Raw genomic sequence first — 16,811 nt, 5'->3', positions numbered from 1 at the left:
AACCACTCCCCTAGCTCTCTGTTTGTATTTATTGCGCTTACTGTTTTCACCATAAGCGCACGACATTCTGACTTGTGGAAAACCCAGATCATGAAAAGCATAGTAATGGAGCCCTGTGGAGGCATCCAGAATACGGAGGGTGTTTTGCTATCGCAATTATGGATAGCTGGCTTCCAAACAACGGATAGCGATTGTCTTGACCATTTTTCCGAAGCTATGCAAAGTTAGGGTCGCTGTAGAACGTATAACAAGCCGGCTAGTGGCTAGACAATATTTAATCACCCATCCAATAAGCATTTGGAATCTGCCCAATGATTTATGAAATTGCAGAAATTGATATCACCCCGGGATCGGAACACGCGTTTGAATCCGCGGTTAAAAAAGCCAGCGAGCAGTTTCGCGAAGCCAAAGGCTGCCGCAGCTTAAAACTGCAGCGCTGCATCGAAAACAGAAGCCGATATCATTTGGTGGTGGGCTGGGATTCCGTCGACGACCATATGGTGACGTTTCGCAATTCCGATGCATTCCAGATGTGGCGCCAGCTGGCCAGTCCTTTTTTTGCCACACCCCCACAAGTCGAACATTACGAATGCGCAATTGACGCATTTTAATTTTTCTCTGACGCAGAGAAAGCTCAACAATTGAATAATAATCAACCAGCAAAATAACATTGAAACATCAAGTCGAGGTTAATCACTCATGGCCATTTGGTTAAAAAAAGGCGCCGCCGTAGAAGTCAAAGCAGACGCCGATCGTAAAGTAAGAGACATTGTTGAGTCGACTCTGGCCGACATCGAACAACGGGGTGACGCCGCTGTCCGCGACCTCTCCATCAAGTTTGACAATTGGGACCGTGAAGATTATCAGCTTTCACTCACTGAAATTCAGGATTGCATTGACAGCTTGACGCCACAAGCGTTGAAAGACATTGAGTTTGCGCAAACCCAGGTGCGAAACTTTGCCCAGATTCAACGCGACTCAATGAAAGATGTGGAAGTGGAAACCCTGCCTGGCGTGATTCTGGGCCATAAGAATTTGCCACTGAATTCCGCTGGCTGCTATGTGCCCGGAGGCAAGTACCCATTACTGGCCTCTGCACACATGTCCGTGATTACTGCCAAAGTGGCTGGCGTACCTCGGATTATCACCTGTGCACCACCTTTCCAGGGTAAACCGGCGCCCGCCATTGTGGCCGCGCAGGCGTTGGCCGGTGCCGATGCCATTTACGCGCTGGGTGGCATTCAGGCGGTGGGAGCAATGGCACTGGGTACTGACAGCATTAACCCGGTGGACATTCTGGTGGGCCCCGGCAACGCCTTTGTAGCTGAAGCCAAACGTCAACTGTACGGCCGCGTTGGCATCGACCTGTTTGCCGGACCGACTGAGACACTGGTCATCGCAGATGAGAGTGTGGACGCTGAATTGTGTGCTACGGACATTCTGGGGCAAGTGGAACACGGACCGGACAGCCCGGGCATCCTGCTAACCAATTCAGAAACACTGGCCCGTGAAACCATGGCTGAAATCGAACACCTGCTGGAAGTATTACCTACCGCTCAGCACGCCCGTCAGGCCTGGGAAACGTTTGGTGAAGTTATCGTGGCGGAAAGCTACGAAGAAATGGTAAAAATTGCTGACGACATTGCCTCAGAGCATGTTCAGGTCATGACCAAAGATCCCGATTATTTCCTCGACAACATGACCAACTACGGAGCCCTGTTCCTGGGTCCACGCACCAACGTGGCGTACGGGGATAAAACCATTGGCACCAACCACACACTGCCGACCAAAAAAGCGGCACGCTACACCGGCGGTCTGTGGGTCGGCAAGTTCATTAAAACCTGCACCTACCAAAAAGTGTTGACGGATGACGCCTCGGCCCTGGTCGGGGAATACTGTTCCCGTTTATGCGGACTCGAAGGCTTTGCCGGCCACGGTGAACAGGCCAATATTCGCGTGCGTCGCTATGGCGGCCGGGATGTGCCTTACGCCGGTACCGCAGAACCCACTGACAGGACCCGGGCCGATGGCTGAACAGATTACGGTGACACCCCAACTTCCTGCCACCCCCAGCTTCCGTCTCGACGGCAAACGCGCTCTGGTCACTGGCGCGGGGCGCGGTATTGGCTTAGCCGCTGCAGCGGCTCTGGCACAAGCCGGGGCCGAGGTGACGCTGGTGTCCCGCAGCGCGCAGGAAATTAACGCTGCCACTTACGCCATCTGCAATGCTGATGATGGACGCGATGGAAATGGCAAGGCAGAGGCCGCGATTCTGGACGTTTCGGATCTGGACGCAGTACGGCAGTTTTTTATGCAGCGTCCTGCCTTCCATATTTTGATCAACAACGCCGGCACCAATCGTCCCAAACCGATGCAGGACGTTACCGAAGACGATTACGATGCGGTGATGAATCTGAACCTGAAAAGCGCATTTTTTGTTGCCCAGGCCGCGGCACAGCGCATGATCACTGAACAGATCCGCGGTTCACTGATACACATCGGCTCGCAAATGGGACATGTGGGTGGTCCCGAGCGATCCCTTTACTGTGCTTCCAAATGGGGCCTCGAAGGCCTCAATAAAGCCATGGCTCTGGATTTGGCGAGCGCAGGCATTCGCAGTAATACCATCGCCCCCACGTTTATCGAAACCCCGCTGACCAAACCCTTTTTCGAAAATAAAGCGTTTCTCGACAGCGTACTCAACAAAATCAAATTAGGTCGCCTCGGTCAGGTAGAAGACCTGATGGGCGCCTTCGTTTTTCTGGCATCCGACGCCTCCGCCTTAATGACCGGTACCAGCATGGTCATCGATGGCGGCTGGACAGCGGACTGAGGCTATTCTTGAGGCTATAAGCCGAACATTGACTGAAACTGAACTGGACGGCCGCTGAGACGGTGCTGGTCGACCGGGTAAGAAAAATTAGGAGTACAACATGTTTGAACCTTTCCCAGGCAATTACGTATGGAACCTGCAAGTCAACCTCGCACTGGTGTGCGGCGGTAATCACGGTGAAATTGACGAAGCCTGCCGCCCCATTATCGAAGCCGCCGCCAAGGGTGAAGACGCGGGTACGGCGCTGTTGTTTGACAGCTGGATTGCGGTTGCCAAGCAGGTTGAAGCCAATGCCAAAGCCGATGAAGACGCCGGCTACCTGCTTTCAGCCGGGACCAAATACGGTCGCGCCTCCGGCTATTACCTGTCAGCGGAACGGATGCAATCACGCGACTACGCCCCGCGCTGGGAAGCCTATGACAAAGGTCTGGAGCTTTACCGCAAACACGTTGAACTGCGCGGCCTGCACGTCGACTTTGTAGACATCCCCTACGAAGGCAGCAGCTACCCAGCCATCTTCGTACACGACGGCAGTGGCATCAAGCGCCCCGCGCTGGTGTCCTGCAACGGACTCGATTCGATGAAAGAACAGGTGAATATGGCTGGTCACGGCCAGTCGAATCTGGAACGCGGCATCTACACCCTGTTTGTCGATCAACCGGGCACCGGTGAAGCCTTGCGAAAACGCGGACTGCCCGCCATCTACGATACCGAGCGCTGGGCCACTCCAGCCTACGAATACCTGGCATCACGTGCCGATGTTGATGAAAACAAAATAGGCATGTTCGGCTTGTCACTGGGTGGATACTATGCCCCCCGCGCTGCCGCCAATGAGCCACGCTTTGCCCTGTGTGCCGTTATGGGGGCCAACCATCTTTGGGGGCAGCGGCAGGAAGAACGCATGAAAAATGAAGGTGAAAACCCAGTGCCTCACTACTGGGATCACGTCATGTGGGTGTGGGGCAAAGACAACATGGAAGACTTCATGGCTTACATGCCCAATGTGACGCTCGACGGCCAGATCGAAAAAATGAAAATGCCGTTCCTCATCACCCACGGTGCAGGCGACCGACAAATTCCCGTCAGCAATGCCGATCGCTCTTTTGACCAGGCGGTTAACTGTGTGAAACGACACAAACGGATTTTCACCAAAGCCGATTTTGAAATTGAGCACTGTGGTGCTGACAACGGTACCGGTATGCGCGACTACATTGCCGACTGGTGTGCACAAACCTTTAAGGAAATGGGCTGATGGACTTTCGTTTTCACCATGGCGCCGTCAACGTACCGGATCTGGAGCAGGCGCTCCAGTGGTACCATGACGTGCTCGGCTTTGACGTCGAGCGGCGATTTGAAATCCCCCCGGCCAACGCCCGTGTGGCGATGGTACGCAAGGGGCCTTTGCGCTTTGAAATCTTCGAAACCACCCAGGCCAATCCCCTGCCTGATGAGCGACGCATGCCGATCAGCGATCTGCAGACCCACGGCAACAAGCACGTGGCCTTTCAGGTCGACGATCTGGAAGAGTTCCTGCTAGCAGTGGAAGCGAAAGGCGCCGATGTCGCCTTCGTGGTGCGAGAGGCATTTGGCAAAGGCTGTTTTCTTCGCGATTGCGCAGGAAATTTGATTGAGTTTGTGGAGGAACCCAATCAGTAAGAGGTTCATTTTTGCACAGCGCTTGAACGGATTAGGCCTGACAAAACGACGGGCTTTTGCTTTAGCCCCAAGGAATACCGTTCTAAAAATGTCACTCACAGGGATGTGAAAGCATAATAAAAACATTGAACATCAAATGAATCTCGTCAGCTTTAGGTAAGGCAAAGCGACAGCGACCCTAGCTGGGCCTCTGTACACTCCATGCCTCAAACGAAATCTCATCTCACAGAAACTTTCGCTGGAGCGGTTAACGCGCGCGCCAATATGACCAGAACTATGGAAATCACTGCACACAGAATGGCAGCTTGCGCAATCACATTCAATGTTGATACCTTAATGATCTGGGAAGAGAGTGTGGGTCCCATGACGACCCCCGCCTGTTGTGCAGTACCAATGAAGATAGCGCTGCGTAATGAAGGGTCCAACTCTAACAGCAGTGGCAACTGAAATGAGGGTATGAACATCCAAACAAAAGCAAACAGCATGAGAGAACCGTAGACGGTTACCCAACCTGTCATATTGATAAATACTGCAATGGCGACGATAATAATCAATGCCCCGCCAATACAGGTAGAGATGGGCTGCAGTTTGTTCGCCAACACCACCGCGCAGATACCAGCAAATATTTGCACTCCAATGGCCATATTCACAGCGCTCTCGACAACTTCACTCGGGTGCCCCAAATATTGGCCCAACGGTAAGACATAAACCCAAAACCCCATAACCGCCGCCAGCAAAAATCCAACTGACGCCAACCCCATCATGCCCTTCAGTGGGGGCCATGAGGTAGGTGATTGAGTGCTTTGCTGATACACCAAGGGCATCGCCACTACCGCGAACAGCAGCAGTAAGTCGGCTGCAGCAAATAGCACATACCCTGCAGCGGGCCCGTGAACGGGTAGCAACCATTTTCGGATGAGTAAGGCAAACGCAAAAGAAACAACCGCCTGGAAAGTAACATAAATAGCAAAAAGTCTACTTGGCACTGCAGCCCGTGCCATCATGCCCAATAACACCCAAAAAAGTATTCCCGAGCACGCCCCATTGAGAAACCTCAACGCAATGATGCCAGCCCCACTGACCATGCCAGTGCAACTATTGACAATCATTGCAATCAACAGGGCAATCACCACCTTAGATCTTAAACCGGTAGGTTTGAAAAATATTGCCGCCAGTGTCAATACCACCACAGAGCCTAGCGTTTCGGCAGCTGCCGCGTGCCCGAGCTGTGTGGCACTGAGTTGATGATGCTCAAGCAGGCCGCCCAGCAGGAGAGGTTGGATTGAGGTAATACAGCCTGCGATAATCCCCATAATGATCACGACAGTTATTTGAAAAATTGAAAAGCGCTGCGTCATTGCATTTGCCATATTAGATGCCTCTGAAGATCAATAACCGTGAAAATCACTTTCACCGCTATTACTGACAGACAGTTATGATTGCCAGGTGATTCACTGCTATAGATGCAGCAAGAATGTTTATTATTTTTACGGGACCGTATCGAAATCACACCTCACCACCAAATATAAAATCTGTATCAATCTTTTACATTTAGAAGAGGATTTCAGAAAAGCGTCTACACTTTCGACGACTTTGATAATTATTGTATCAAGTGGTTGTCGACGGCCCCAAACCTCTGCTAAAGCACTCTGAGTCTACGCAAAGAAAATAATCAATCGCACATTAAAACCTTTTTCCTACTTGCCATTGTCACAGCAATCAAGTCAGGCCGATATCCCCTTGAGAGTGTAAAGTTTCTAATTCTCGCCGGGCAATACGCCAACCTTGATCAGTCAATTTCAGTTCATCACTGTATTCACCCCATACGGTCATCAACTCACCTTCATAGTCTCCTTTGCCCACATGTATGGCTTGAAGATAACACTTGGCCCACGCGATCTGCCCTTCCACTTGAATTTGATAATTACTCAATAAGTGCTGGGTTTGACCACACTGAGACAAAACTCCTGATACCAACGCTGTAATTTCTGCCAACCCCTGACACTCACCTACACCATAATATACAGCCAACGAGTCTGGTAAAAAAACGTTTTCCAAACGCTCGTAAATTTTTGAATCCAGTGCGGTTGCGTATTCAATTAATACGTTTTTAATATCGCGCTCATGTACAAGTTTTTTCATATCTTCCATAAACACCTCTCACTCTATTTATAATTTTTACAATCACGTTCTGATACTTGAAAACAACCCAATCGACACACACGGCGCTCTGCTCAACGCATCGTTGATAATGGGTTGCTCTCACGGATTAAACATCGTTAATAATGTCTTCAATCACTTTTACTGGGCCGTTAAACATCCGTCGACTGTCAGCTCCACCCCTGAGACGTAACTGGATTCATCCGAAGCAAGAAACAATGCACAATTTGCCACATCTTCGGGTTGCCCCATACGTCCCATCGGAATAGAGTCGTTAATAATTTCGTATTGACCGGGGTTATCCCGAATAGCGTCTTGCTGGATATTGGTCCAAATGACCCCCGGATGAATCGAATTGCAGCGGATATTCTGACGCGCATTTTCCAAAGCAACCGTTTTGGACAACAAGCGTACGCCGCCTTTGCTGGCCCCGTAGGCACCCGTCCCCGGTATCCCCACCAGCCCGGCGACTGAAGACAAATTGATGATCGAACCCCCTCCTGCTCTGCGCATGGCTTTTACACCGTGTTTGCAGCCCAAAAAGACACTGGTCATATTTACTCTCATTTGCCGTTCAAAATCTTCCAATGTCATTTCGTCGGTGTTTCTGAGCACCGCAATGCCTGCATTATTCACCAGAATGTCCAGTTGGCCATACTCCGCCTCGGCCGCCGAAATCGCTTCTTCCCAACCCGACTCAGAGGTCACGTCCTGATGCAGCTGAAGTACCTCCCCGCCCAAAGCTTTAACTTCTTCATAGCAGCTGGCTAACCCTTCTGCGTTAACGTCACTGATCACAAGTTTGGCCCCTTCCCGTGCAAAAGTGAGTGCTATCGCACGCCCTAACCCAGGATTGGAGGCTGCTCCGGTAATGAGTGCTACTTTATTATTTAAACGAGACATGCTTATTCCTTTTATAGTTATATCAGTGTGTTATCAGTGACGTCCTAGAGTGTTTACTCGCGCTAGAACATAGTGCTTAAAATCTCAACTTCTGTCTTACCGACAATAAATATGCACAAAAATATTCACAAACAATCTAGACTGTTTTATATTGTTGTAAAACCGGCTGCTTGGCAACCATAAAATTGCGATCAAAGTCGCAACCTGACCCCAAGCTGCACTATAAAAATAAACACAATAATGGCGATATCCCTATGACAACCGTACAACAAGTAGTTTTGGCTCGACGCCCGAACGGTGTGTTACAACCTGAGCATTTCTCCCTGAAAGCAACCGACTTACCCGCTTTAAAGGAGGGGCAGTTTCTCATTCGAAACCTTTTCCTGTCTCTGGATGCCGGTTTCCGGCAGTGGATGAATGCGGGCGCATCGGACAACTATTTGTCTGAAATGCCCCTCGACACCCCAGTCCAAAGCATTGTGTTGGGAGAGGTTACCGAATCTCTGCACTCTGATTACCCCATCGGATCACTAGTAGTAGGACGAACAGCCTGGGAAACTCACAGTATCGCTGATGGCAGCGACCTGATGACTATCATCCAGCCCAATGAAAATTTTGGTCCCGAACACTACCTCAGCGCCTTGGGTCCTTCGGGGATGACCGCCTATTTCGGTTTGATGAATATCGGTCAACCCAAGCCAGGCGATACCTTGCTCGTCAGCGCTGCAGCGGGAGGAGTCGGCAGCCTGGTTGGACAAATAGGCAAAATTTTGGGTTGCCGCACCATTGGCATCAGCAGCTCGGAAGAGAAGTGTCAATGGCTGCAATCGGAACTCGGCTATGACCATGTGATCAACTACAAGGCTTCACCGGGCCTGGATCAAGCTCTTGCGGAGATGGCGCCGAATGGCGTTGATATATATTTCGATAATGTAGGAGGCCATATGCTTGATACAACCCTTAAACATATTGCCCTCAATGCCCGTATCATTTTGTGCGGGGCCATCTCCCAATATGATTTAACTGGACAGCACATTGGCATACACCATCTATGGGAACTTGTGACTAAACGAGCTAAAGCCGAGGGCTTTATGTTTTCGGATTATGTCGAAGAATACTCAGCTGCCATGGAGGTGCTTGGTCACTGGATAACTGCTGAACAACTGCACGCGCCAGTGAATATAACACACGGACTTGCCAGCACCGCTGAGGCATTTTGCCAGATGCTCACAGGCAACAATTTGGGAAAAAGCCTGGTCAAACTCTGCTGAACCACGTCCGGCTAGCGGCTCAATGCGGAGCTTAAACTCACCGCCACCATATATTAAAAACAATTATGCTTGTTTTATAGAAAGAAAGTGGTATGGTGCAATCAAGGTACCACCTCATACCATAAAATACTCACTCGCTCTGTTATTAGCGCAGTGACTCTAATACTTATAATGATTATATTCAGAGGGATCCCATGCGTAAAAAACTGTTGTCAACACACATTGCTGTTATTTTAGGCTCAAGCCTAAGCTTACCCACACTCGCCCAAACCTCGGATTACACCGCTCGAGGTGGTCTGGAAGAAATTGTCGTCACTGCCCGAAAGCGGGAAGAAACCCTTCAAGATGCGCCCTTGACCGTGAGCGCCATTTCTCAGGAACGCATTGAGAAATTTGATGTGACCAGCCTTGAAAAAATAGCCTCTTTGTCACCACAGTTTTTTGTGGGGCGCTCCTCCAATGGCTCAGGTGCTCAAATGACTCTAAGAGGTATTGGCTCCAGCTCCACCAGTATTGGCATTGAGCAGTCCGTTGCCGTCATTCTGGATGGCGTATACTTCGGACAAGGCCGCGTGTTGAACGAAGGCATGTTCGATCTCGCACAGATTGAACTATTGAAAGGCCCACAATCGTTATTTTTCGGTAAAAATGCGACCGCCGGCGTAATATCGCTCACCACCGCCAAGCCTACCGAAGAATTTGAAGCCACCGCCCGAGCGGGCTATGAATTCGAATCCGAACAGACGCGCGTAGAAGGTATTATTTCTGGCCCCTTGTCGGAAACTGTTGGCGCGCGTTTGGCGGTTCGTCACAGTGATATGGACGGTGGTTATTTTGAAAATCAATCGACCGTACAACCTTACGCAGCCTATGACGTCGCCACAGGGAACGTAACTGAAGATGTATCTCCAGCGGATAATCGCGACGCCCCAGGCGAGGAAGAAACCCTCGCCCGATTGACGATCACCGTGGATCCGGGTGAAAATCTGGCCATGACATTTTCTGCCTCCAGCACCAAAACCGAAGTCAACAACTCATCCTGGAACTACACCCATTTTAACTGTCCCGGCGGTGTAGGTGGCATTAACCCAAATGTCCGATGTGGTGATGACTTTGTCATCACACAAAATTACATGCCTTCAGTCCTGGCAAATAGCTTACCTTATGCCCGCAGCAATGGTGAGCTGTTTAACGAATACGAATCCTACGCGTTAACCGCCAACATTGAATACAACTTCGAAAATTATACGCTGACCTCGGTAACTAACTATCAGGACAATAAAAACACATTTGGATTGTCCGGTGATTTTCAGTCCATTCCCACCGCAACTTTTGCTACTGAAAAAAACACCTGGGAAGCTTTTTCGGAAGAGCTTCGCCTGACCTCCGAGTTTAGTGGCCCATTCAACTTTATGCTCGGCATTCTGTATCAGGAAACCGAGCGTCAATTTGATCAGTGGGTGGCCACGGCTGGACTCATGAACAGCGCAGCCCCCTCACCGGATCTGGTTCATGTTGCCAGTCAAAAATCCAGTTTTACGGATGGTAAGACAATCTCGCCTTTTTTTCAGGTCAACTATGATTTCACTGAGGATTTGGAATTAAGTATTGGTGCACGTTACACAGATGAAACTAAAGAATCCGAGTTTGTACACCCTTACAACAACCCGGGACTTGGAGGCATCTGGCGTACCAATGAAGTGGCTATTGGTGATCAGAGTTTTGAGGAATGGTCACCCGAAGCCACACTCAGCTGGCAAATCAATGAAAACGTGATGGGCTATGTGTCTTACAAGACGGCGTATAAATCGGGTGGGTTTTCCAACAGTGGCATTTACTCAGCGGATTTTATGGGAGGATCCGAATCCGACTTTACTTTCGATCCTGAAACGGCTCAAGGTTTTGAAGCAGGGATTAAAACGACGTTGCTCGACAATCAACTGCGTATGAACTTTACCGTATACAACTACGACTACGATGATTTACAGGTCGATTTCTTTAACTCGCCAACGTTTGCATTCATTACCCTGAACGCCGGTTCTGCCAACACCACGGGCGTTGAGATGGATCTTGAATATGCACCTTATGCGGTTCCGGGGCTGTCTATACGAACCACGCTGGCCTATAACAAAGCGGAGTACGATGACTTTGTTGCCCCCTGCTGGGCAGGTCAGAGTGCGTCTCAGGGCTGTACCGATGTGGTGCCAGGCACCAATGGCACGCCAGGCCAGGACATCAGCGGCGAACCAACCGCGATGGCACCAGAATGGTCGGCCTCATTGGGCATAAGCTATGATGGTTTCCTGAGCAATGGCTGGGAATACGGTATCGCGGTAGACAGCGTGTATTCCGACAGCTACAACGCCTCCGCGTTCGCCAACCCCCACGCCATGCGTGACAGCTATACCACCGTCGATGCCAGCGTATATTTAGCCGGCCAGGATCAAAAGTGGCAACTGCAATTACTGGGTAAAAACCTCACCAATGAGTTTATCGTCTCCGGTGTTGTGGATGGTCCCAGTACTCCGGGCGCCGGTGGCGCCTTTGCCGATCAAATGGGGTTTACCTCACTGCCCCGTACTGTGGCAGTGCAGTTAACCTACAAATTTCAATAAACACTCTTCACCCCTTTTACTGGTTGGCCATGCAAGACATGGCCAACCAGTATTTTTTCTCCGCTTTACCCCTTTCCCTTCAAAGCCCCCCACATAGCTCTTCTATCCGCAATACGCGCTGACCGATCCACACCACCACCGTATGTGTGTCGTGACCGGTGATAAGGCGATGTGGCTAACGACGAACCCACACAGATCTTCGCACGTTCAGTCGACGAGTAGCCATGCAGACACATCTTGGCTTAGCGAGCGTTCTATCTCGAGGTAAATATCTGGTGTGGGGAAACTGGCTGAACGCGGAGAAGATACAGAACAGCTGACTCGGTAAGCCTAGAAGCAGCACAACCGTGGCCGTGAAATATCTTCATACATTGAGAGGATTATTGAGAGGATTATTGAGAGGATTATTGAGAGGATTAAACGTTAGCCGATGCACCCGCGAACTCAGTTTCTACCTCGTCCACCAGCATCACCTGATTGCGGCTTCGGTCAAAGAGCTGCTCCTCATCCTCAACAATCAGGCGCTGAATGTCAGGCTGCGACAGGCGTGCCATCACCACCTCAAAATCCGCTTTACCATCAAACCAGATTTCAGTCACGACGTCATAATCCAACCCATTCGCCCGGCTGGCCAGAGCATCATCAAACGGCGTCAGGTAGCGGCGAAAGTATCGCCGCACTTCCGGTTGTAACACTTGTTTGCCAATTTGAGCATGAACGCTTTCATAATAATGTTTAAATTCTTCCATCGTCAGATCATCACGCTTTTTCAGGAACGTCAGCATTTTAAACATTTAAAACCCCCTTAACCCCAGCAATTAATATATGTGAAATACTAATTATCAAAAAGAAAATGTTAATTATCAGGCGCCCCCGACTCAATCCAGGAGCGTATGGTATCAATTTGCGCTGCCGATAAAGGCGGTGCCATAAATGGCATTCGTTCACCGTTACCGCCAGCAGAGAGTTGCGACCCCAGAATCTTATGCAGAAGATAGCTTTCATCCGGCGAAGCCGCCTTGACCCGCAGTAACTCCGATTCGACAGACTTTACACCAACCAATGATTGATAGGCTTTATTCGGCACCAGCGACATCATGCCGGGCTCCTGCCCGGTAATATGACAAGTGGCACAGCGACGCTTGAGAATCGGCACCACGTGAGCGGAGAACGAGGGCAGATTATCCGCCCTCCCTTGAACCGATGCCGCCACCAGGAAACAGAATCCAGCCAGCGTTGTGATTCGAATTTTGTGCATAGACACTCCTACCGTACCGGTTCATTAAGAACCTCAGTTCCGGCGATATAACCATAGGTCATTGCCGGACCAATCGTTCCACCCGCCCCAACATAAGCGTTGCGCGTTGGGCTCGAGATACAGTTACCCGCACCATACAACCCCGCAATAGGCTTGTCATGGCGATCCAGAATTTGCGCTTTGGCATTAGTAATTGGCCCACCATTGGTATCCAGCACCCCGGGGGCCAGAATAATCGCGTGATACGGCCCTTTGTCTGACAGTGGGTGCAGGGTTACATTGGGATAAGGGTTCTCCTTATGCTCATCATTGTATTGGAAATTGCCCCACACCAGGTGCCACTCTCGATCATAGGCATGATCACCGCGTTGAAAATCTTCATCTTTGCCCGAACGGGAAAACTGATTGAAACGCTCGACAGTCCGTAGCAAGGTTTCGGAAAATTCATGATCGAGGGTGTAATGACCGGTTTTCTGGTGGTATTTTGCCAACCTTTGTTGAATTTTAATCGCCAGATCCGACAGGGTGTCCGCGCTGATCACATGTTCTGCCTGAGCGTTAACCGGTGGCAAGCCATTGTCAGCCCCAACCAGTTCAGCCGTTCGGCGATCATAGATCATCATCAACAATTGATTAGGATACTCCGCATTCACGGGGTCATAGGCCAAATGAATTTGGGTGCGATCATTGTAATTTCGATGTTCATTCACCACTCGCTTGCCGTACCGATTCACGAGAATCATTGAATCGCCCGGCGGCACAAACATACCGGTTGCTATGGCACGATTCTTTAACGCTTGCTCCAGAACCACCTGAGTACGCCAGCCACCATTCAGATTGCCGATTTTTGCCCCAACGCCTCCAGCAATGGAGACCAGGTCTCCAGTGGCACTTTGCTGGGCACAGGATCCATACACAGGTACCACTTGATTGGCATCCAGCATTTCCACATTGTGAGCGAAACCACCACTGCCAAAAATGACACCACGACGTGCGCGGTAAAGTTTAAGCTTACCACCTTCATCCACCTGAACACCGATAATGGCGTCATCACGGGTGATCAAAGCCGTTACCGCGTGCTCTGTCAAGACGGGCACGCGGTGATCCGTCAACCAGTTTTCCATTTGTTCCACCAACCCATAGCCATGCGCATAGTCACCGCTGGCTGTCGCTGAAGCCAGCGGTCGTCCCATCGGCACTTTATTTTCAGCCACATGCTCCAGATAATCAGGTGCTTCGACATTGCGATCCCACATGCGCCACTGGCGGACATGTAATGCTCCACTTTTGCGAATAAAATCCACCATGTCAGAACCATGATCGTAAAAAGCTGCAATCTTGTCAAAATCGAGCACGTGCAAGCCATAATGCTCGGCATCGGCATCGTATAAAGACGAAAATGCATATCGGCACATGTAGCGGATACAGTCTTCTCGACGATCGTTAATTCCTTGTGCTTTTAAACCATAATGATTCGGAATCCAGAACACCCCTCCCGATTTAGCGGTCGTACCGCCGGTAACCGGAGCCTTTTCCAACACCAGAACCTGGGCACCACCGCTGGTAGCAGTCACCGCCGCAGTCAATGCTGCAGCCCCACTGCCCACACAAATAACATCGAATTCACCCTCCCAAGAGGGTTCTTCAACCCCTGCTTGTACCGGTTGGTTTGCGACACCCAACATGGCTGTCGCGCCCAACACGGTTGTGCCTGTTAACAACGTTCGACGTCCAATGGACACATCATTTTTATTTTTCATAATTTCTCAGCCCTACCAGGGTGCTGCTCCATTGGAAAACAGCACACGCAGATCTACCATTCCGTAAAATTTAACCCGAATTTAAAAAGTGTAGGTAACCTCTAAACCCCACTCCCGGGGCGAGCGCACTGTGGCAAACTTCCACAGGGAACCTGGGTTCTCTGTACCCGCTGTTGGACGGTTGGGCGACACCGCATAATCGTGGGTATAGCTGTCTTCGTCAGTAAGGTTGCGGCCAAACAGGGATATACGCCACTGATCAAGCTCGTAGGTAAGTGAAGTATCCAGTAAGCCAAAAGATTCAATTTCTGTGCCCGGGTGATTGGTCAGAGTCGAAGCATAGCCATCACGCCATGAATAACTTGTCCGCCAGCTCATCAAACCATCACCCACGCTCCAGTCGAACACATTCTGGAGGGAATAGGTCAGCTCCGGTGCCCGACGAATTTCAAGATTGCTCTCATCGGCTACAATGCCATCCCCATAGATATCTGCGTTAAAATTGGAGTACTTTGCGTCCAGCCAACCCGCATTACCCGAGACACGCCACCACTCACTGAGCAACACGTCAAATTCCAGTTCAACCCCGCTGAATTCGGCTTCACCAACATTGCGAATCGCGATTTCATTGCCGGTGGCAACATTTGGCGCAGGCAGCGACACTTCAATCTGCATGTCTTCATACACCATATGGAAAAGTGTGGCGTTCAGTTTCAAACGTCCATCAAACCACGTGGACTTAATCCCTGCCTCCCAGTTGGTCAAGGTTTCGGGTGCAAATCCAGAGGACAATGAGGCTTCTGTGGATGCTCTGGGCGAAAATCCTCCACTGCGGAAACCGGTTGAATTGGTAAAGTAGACCATCAATTCATCGGCAAACTGGTAGCGCGCGCCCCAACGATAGATCCAGTCATTATCCGTACGCTCACCACCGGCATTGGGGCCTACTAAATAAGCCCCAGTGGCGGGATCATAGACGTCCCGGTCCATGCGCTTGGTTTCCGTGATAAAACGGGTACCGGCCGTTAATGTCAGCTTCTCGTCCAATAGGCTGTAGTCGCCTTCAAAGAATATCGAGTGTGATTCCGACGCAGTCTCGGTTGCTTCACGAGGCGACCAGACTGGGGTAAACACCTGGCTCAATTGATTGGAGGTTGCATCAGCAGTCGCAGTGAACACTCCAGCTTGCCAAAGAAGGCTGCCTCCCGCATCGTGACTAAACCGCAGCTCGTGAGTAACTTGAGAGTAATCCCCCCAGCGATCAACGTGATAAAGCACCGCGTCGATTCCGTCCATATCGGCCTGGTATTCGTCGTCGGCCGTCAGCCAGCCACCAATGTAAGTCAGGCTTAAGCTGTCAGTGAGTTCCGCTTCCACTTGCCAGATTGCTTGATGACTTTCAAGTCCTACAGCGCCCCGATAATCGGAATAGCTGCGACGGCGATCAGACTTCTCTCCCGCTGGACGGACCACATCGCCAAATTCACCACCACAGACATAACCGTAAGCCTGATAAGCACCACAAAACACGTCACTCGTATCGGTTGCCGTAGGCATTATGGCCGCCGCATAACCTTCCATATTTGAATAATTATATTGAGCGTCCAAGGTGACGGAATCATTGAGCGCCATTAGCCAGTGAATACCTGCGCGAGTCGTATCTTTTTTACCCAGGTCACCCGAGACGGAGTTTTTGGTAAACCCTTTATCCTGATTCAGCGATGAAGCTGTCAATTTAACAGCCCAGTCTTCTTCACCATAATTGTAAAGAAGCTCCAGGTCTTTTTTCCCGTATTCGCCAACACGCCCGCGGATTTTACCGCTGCTCTCGTCTAACTTGGGCTTTGTCCGATGGATATTAATTAATCCACCAACAACGTTCTTGCCAAACAGGGTGCCCTGAGGACCCCGCAAGACCTCAATGCGTTCGATATCTAACAGATTAAATACCTGGCCGGTCCCCGTAGCCAAGGGCACACCATCGACCGCAACCAATACGGTGGGGTCAAAAGCTTTTTCCACATCCTGATAACTGATTCCGCGAATGGAAAACCCACCGCCCGAGGGAGTTCCGGCCTCAATAGTATCCATCACGACGTTGGGAGCAAACTGTGCCAGTGAGGTTGTGTCTAATGTAAAAGCATTTTTCACATCATCACCTGCAATAGCGCTGACCGCAAGTGGTACATCCTGAATACTTTCCGCACGCTTACGGGCCGTGACAACCACTTCTTCAATGGACAAACCGCCTTCGGCGAAGGCCGGAAACGTGAGTGCAGAAGTACCTGCCACGCACAGAAGGCCGATAACACCTGATAGGGATTGCTTATGTAAATTAACTACGGACATGGAATT

General features: G+C 50.4%; 14 protein-coding genes. 7 read left to right on the top strand and 7 right to left on the bottom strand.

Annotated features, from left to right (window positions below):
- Positions 1 to 311 precede the first annotated feature (311 nt).
- The 5 genes from G8770_RS15095 to G8770_RS15075 all read left to right on the top strand — a co-directional run bounded on the left by G8770_RS15095 (position 312) and on the right by G8770_RS15075 (position 4,489).
- Positions 312 to 611: an antibiotic biosynthesis monooxygenase family protein gene (locus tag G8770_RS15095; RefSeq protein WP_167188494.1), complete on the top strand. Its 300-nt coding sequence runs from the start codon at positions 312 to 314 to the stop codon at positions 609 to 611.
- Positions 612 to 699: 88 nt separating this feature from the next.
- Positions 700 to 2,034: a histidinol dehydrogenase gene (gene hisD, locus G8770_RS15090; protein ID WP_167188491.1), complete on the top strand. Its 1,335-nt coding sequence runs from the start codon at positions 700 to 702 to the stop codon at positions 2,032 to 2,034.
- The gene (locus G8770_RS15085; protein ID WP_167188488.1) at positions 2,027 to 2,833 is read left to right on the top strand and encodes an SDR family NAD(P)-dependent oxidoreductase; all 807 of its coding nucleotides are present in this window, start codon (positions 2,027 to 2,029) and stop codon (positions 2,831 to 2,833) included. The genes hisD and G8770_RS15085 overlap by 8 nt, the downstream gene beginning before the upstream one ends.
- A gap of 100 nt (positions 2,834 to 2,933) precedes the next feature.
- Positions 2,934 to 4,085: an alpha/beta hydrolase family protein gene (locus tag G8770_RS15080; RefSeq protein WP_167188485.1), complete on the top strand. Its 1,152-nt coding sequence runs from the start codon at positions 2,934 to 2,936 to the stop codon at positions 4,083 to 4,085.
- Positions 4,085 to 4,489: a VOC family protein gene (locus G8770_RS15075; RefSeq protein WP_208022289.1), complete on the top strand. Its 405-nt coding sequence runs from the start codon at positions 4,085 to 4,087 to the stop codon at positions 4,487 to 4,489. The genes G8770_RS15080 and G8770_RS15075 overlap by 1 nt, the downstream gene beginning before the upstream one ends.
- A gap of 218 nt (positions 4,490 to 4,707) precedes the next feature.
- Here the strand turns inward: G8770_RS15075 and G8770_RS15070 are convergent, their stop codons facing one another.
- From G8770_RS15070 to G8770_RS15060, 3 genes are all read right to left on the bottom strand, one after another.
- Positions 4,708 to 5,859: a hypothetical protein gene (locus G8770_RS15070; RefSeq protein ID WP_167188483.1), complete on the bottom strand. Its 1,152-nt coding sequence runs from the start codon at positions 5,857 to 5,859 to the stop codon at positions 4,708 to 4,710.
- A gap of 349 nt (positions 5,860 to 6,208) precedes the next feature.
- On the bottom strand, positions 6,209 to 6,640 hold the full coding sequence (locus tag G8770_RS15065) for a nuclear transport factor 2 family protein (RefSeq protein ID WP_167188480.1): 432 nt from the start codon (positions 6,638 to 6,640) through the stop codon (positions 6,209 to 6,211).
- 150 nt (positions 6,641 to 6,790) lie between these two features.
- Positions 6,791 to 7,552 (bottom strand): SDR family NAD(P)-dependent oxidoreductase, encoded by a 762-nt coding sequence (locus tag G8770_RS15060; RefSeq protein WP_167188477.1) that lies wholly within the window; start codon positions 7,550 to 7,552, stop codon positions 6,791 to 6,793.
- A 254-nt stretch (positions 7,553 to 7,806) separates the two neighbouring features.
- On the opposite strand from G8770_RS15060, the gene G8770_RS15055 reads away from it, so the two are divergent.
- Both G8770_RS15055 and G8770_RS15050 read left to right on the top strand, forming a co-directional pair.
- Positions 7,807 to 8,823 (top strand): NADP-dependent oxidoreductase, encoded by a 1,017-nt coding sequence (locus G8770_RS15055; RefSeq protein ID WP_167188475.1) that lies wholly within the window; start codon positions 7,807 to 7,809, stop codon positions 8,821 to 8,823.
- Between the two features lie 194 nt (positions 8,824 to 9,017).
- Positions 9,018 to 11,438 (top strand): TonB-dependent receptor, encoded by a 2,421-nt coding sequence (locus G8770_RS15050; RefSeq protein WP_167188472.1) that lies wholly within the window; start codon positions 9,018 to 9,020, stop codon positions 11,436 to 11,438.
- A 416-nt stretch (positions 11,439 to 11,854) separates the two neighbouring features.
- Here the strand turns inward: G8770_RS15050 and G8770_RS15045 are convergent, their stop codons facing one another.
- The 4 genes from G8770_RS15045 to G8770_RS15030 form a co-directional block, all read right to left on the bottom strand.
- Positions 11,855 to 12,232 carry an EthD domain-containing protein gene (locus tag G8770_RS15045; protein WP_167188469.1) on the bottom strand — a complete coding sequence of 126 codons (378 nt, stop codon included), beginning with the start codon at positions 12,230 to 12,232 and terminating at the stop codon, positions 11,855 to 11,857.
- A 62-nt stretch (positions 12,233 to 12,294) separates the two neighbouring features.
- Positions 12,295 to 12,696: a c-type cytochrome gene (locus G8770_RS15040; RefSeq protein WP_167188184.1), complete on the bottom strand. Its 402-nt coding sequence runs from the start codon at positions 12,694 to 12,696 to the stop codon at positions 12,295 to 12,297.
- An 8-nt stretch (positions 12,697 to 12,704) separates the two neighbouring features.
- Positions 12,705 to 14,456: an FAD-dependent oxidoreductase gene (locus G8770_RS15035; protein WP_167188466.1), complete on the bottom strand. Its 1,752-nt coding sequence runs from the start codon at positions 14,454 to 14,456 to the stop codon at positions 12,705 to 12,707.
- Positions 14,457 to 14,537: 81 nt separating this feature from the next.
- Positions 14,538 to 16,805, bottom strand: a complete 2,268-nt coding sequence (locus tag G8770_RS15030) for a TonB-dependent receptor (protein WP_167188463.1) — start codon at positions 16,803 to 16,805, stop codon at positions 14,538 to 14,540.
- Between the last annotated feature and the right edge of the window lie 6 nt (positions 16,806 to 16,811).

The sequence above is a fragment of the Pseudomaricurvus hydrocarbonicus genome, assembly GCF_011602365.1.
Taxonomy (GTDB): Bacteria; Pseudomonadota; Gammaproteobacteria; order Pseudomonadales; family Cellvibrionaceae; genus Pseudomaricurvus; species Pseudomaricurvus hydrocarbonicus.
Note: the sequence above shows the minus strand (reverse complement) of the source record. Positions and strands in the feature narration are given on the sequence as shown.

Coding starts and splice junctions, on each gene's coding strand:
- G8770_RS15095 (WP_167188494.1), top strand. CDS start 312: ATGATTTATGAAATTGCAGAAATTGATATCACCCCGGGATCGGAACAC.
- hisD (WP_167188491.1), top strand. CDS start 700: ATGGCCATTTGGTTAAAAAAAGGCGCCGCCGTAGAAGTCAAAGCAGAC.
- G8770_RS15085 (WP_167188488.1), top strand. CDS start 2,027: ATGGCTGAACAGATTACGGTGACACCCCAACTTCCTGCCACCCCCAGC.
- G8770_RS15080 (WP_167188485.1), top strand. CDS start 2,934: ATGTTTGAACCTTTCCCAGGCAATTACGTATGGAACCTGCAAGTCAAC.
- G8770_RS15075 (WP_208022289.1), top strand. CDS start 4,085: ATGGACTTTCGTTTTCACCATGGCGCCGTCAACGTACCGGATCTGGAG.
- G8770_RS15070 (WP_167188483.1), bottom strand. CDS start 5,859: ATGGCAAATGCAATGACGCAGCGCTTTTCAATTTTTCAAATAACTGTC.
- G8770_RS15065 (WP_167188480.1), bottom strand. CDS start 6,640: ATGGAAGATATGAAAAAACTTGTACATGAGCGCGATATTAAAAACGTA.
- G8770_RS15060 (WP_167188477.1), bottom strand. CDS start 7,552: ATGTCTCGTTTAAATAATAAAGTAGCACTCATTACCGGAGCAGCCTCC.
- G8770_RS15055 (WP_167188475.1), top strand. CDS start 7,807: ATGACAACCGTACAACAAGTAGTTTTGGCTCGACGCCCGAACGGTGTG.
- G8770_RS15050 (WP_167188472.1), top strand. CDS start 9,018: ATGCGTAAAAAACTGTTGTCAACACACATTGCTGTTATTTTAGGCTCA.
- G8770_RS15045 (WP_167188469.1), bottom strand. CDS start 12,232: ATGTTTAAAATGCTGACGTTCCTGAAAAAGCGTGATGATCTGACGATG.
- G8770_RS15040 (WP_167188184.1), bottom strand. CDS start 12,696: ATGCACAAAATTCGAATCACAACGCTGGCTGGATTCTGTTTCCTGGTG.
- G8770_RS15035 (WP_167188466.1), bottom strand. CDS start 14,456: ATGAAAAATAAAAATGATGTGTCCATTGGACGTCGAACGTTGTTAACA.
- G8770_RS15030 (WP_167188463.1), bottom strand. CDS start 16,805: ATGTCCGTAGTTAATTTACATAAGCAATCCCTATCAGGTGTTATCGGC.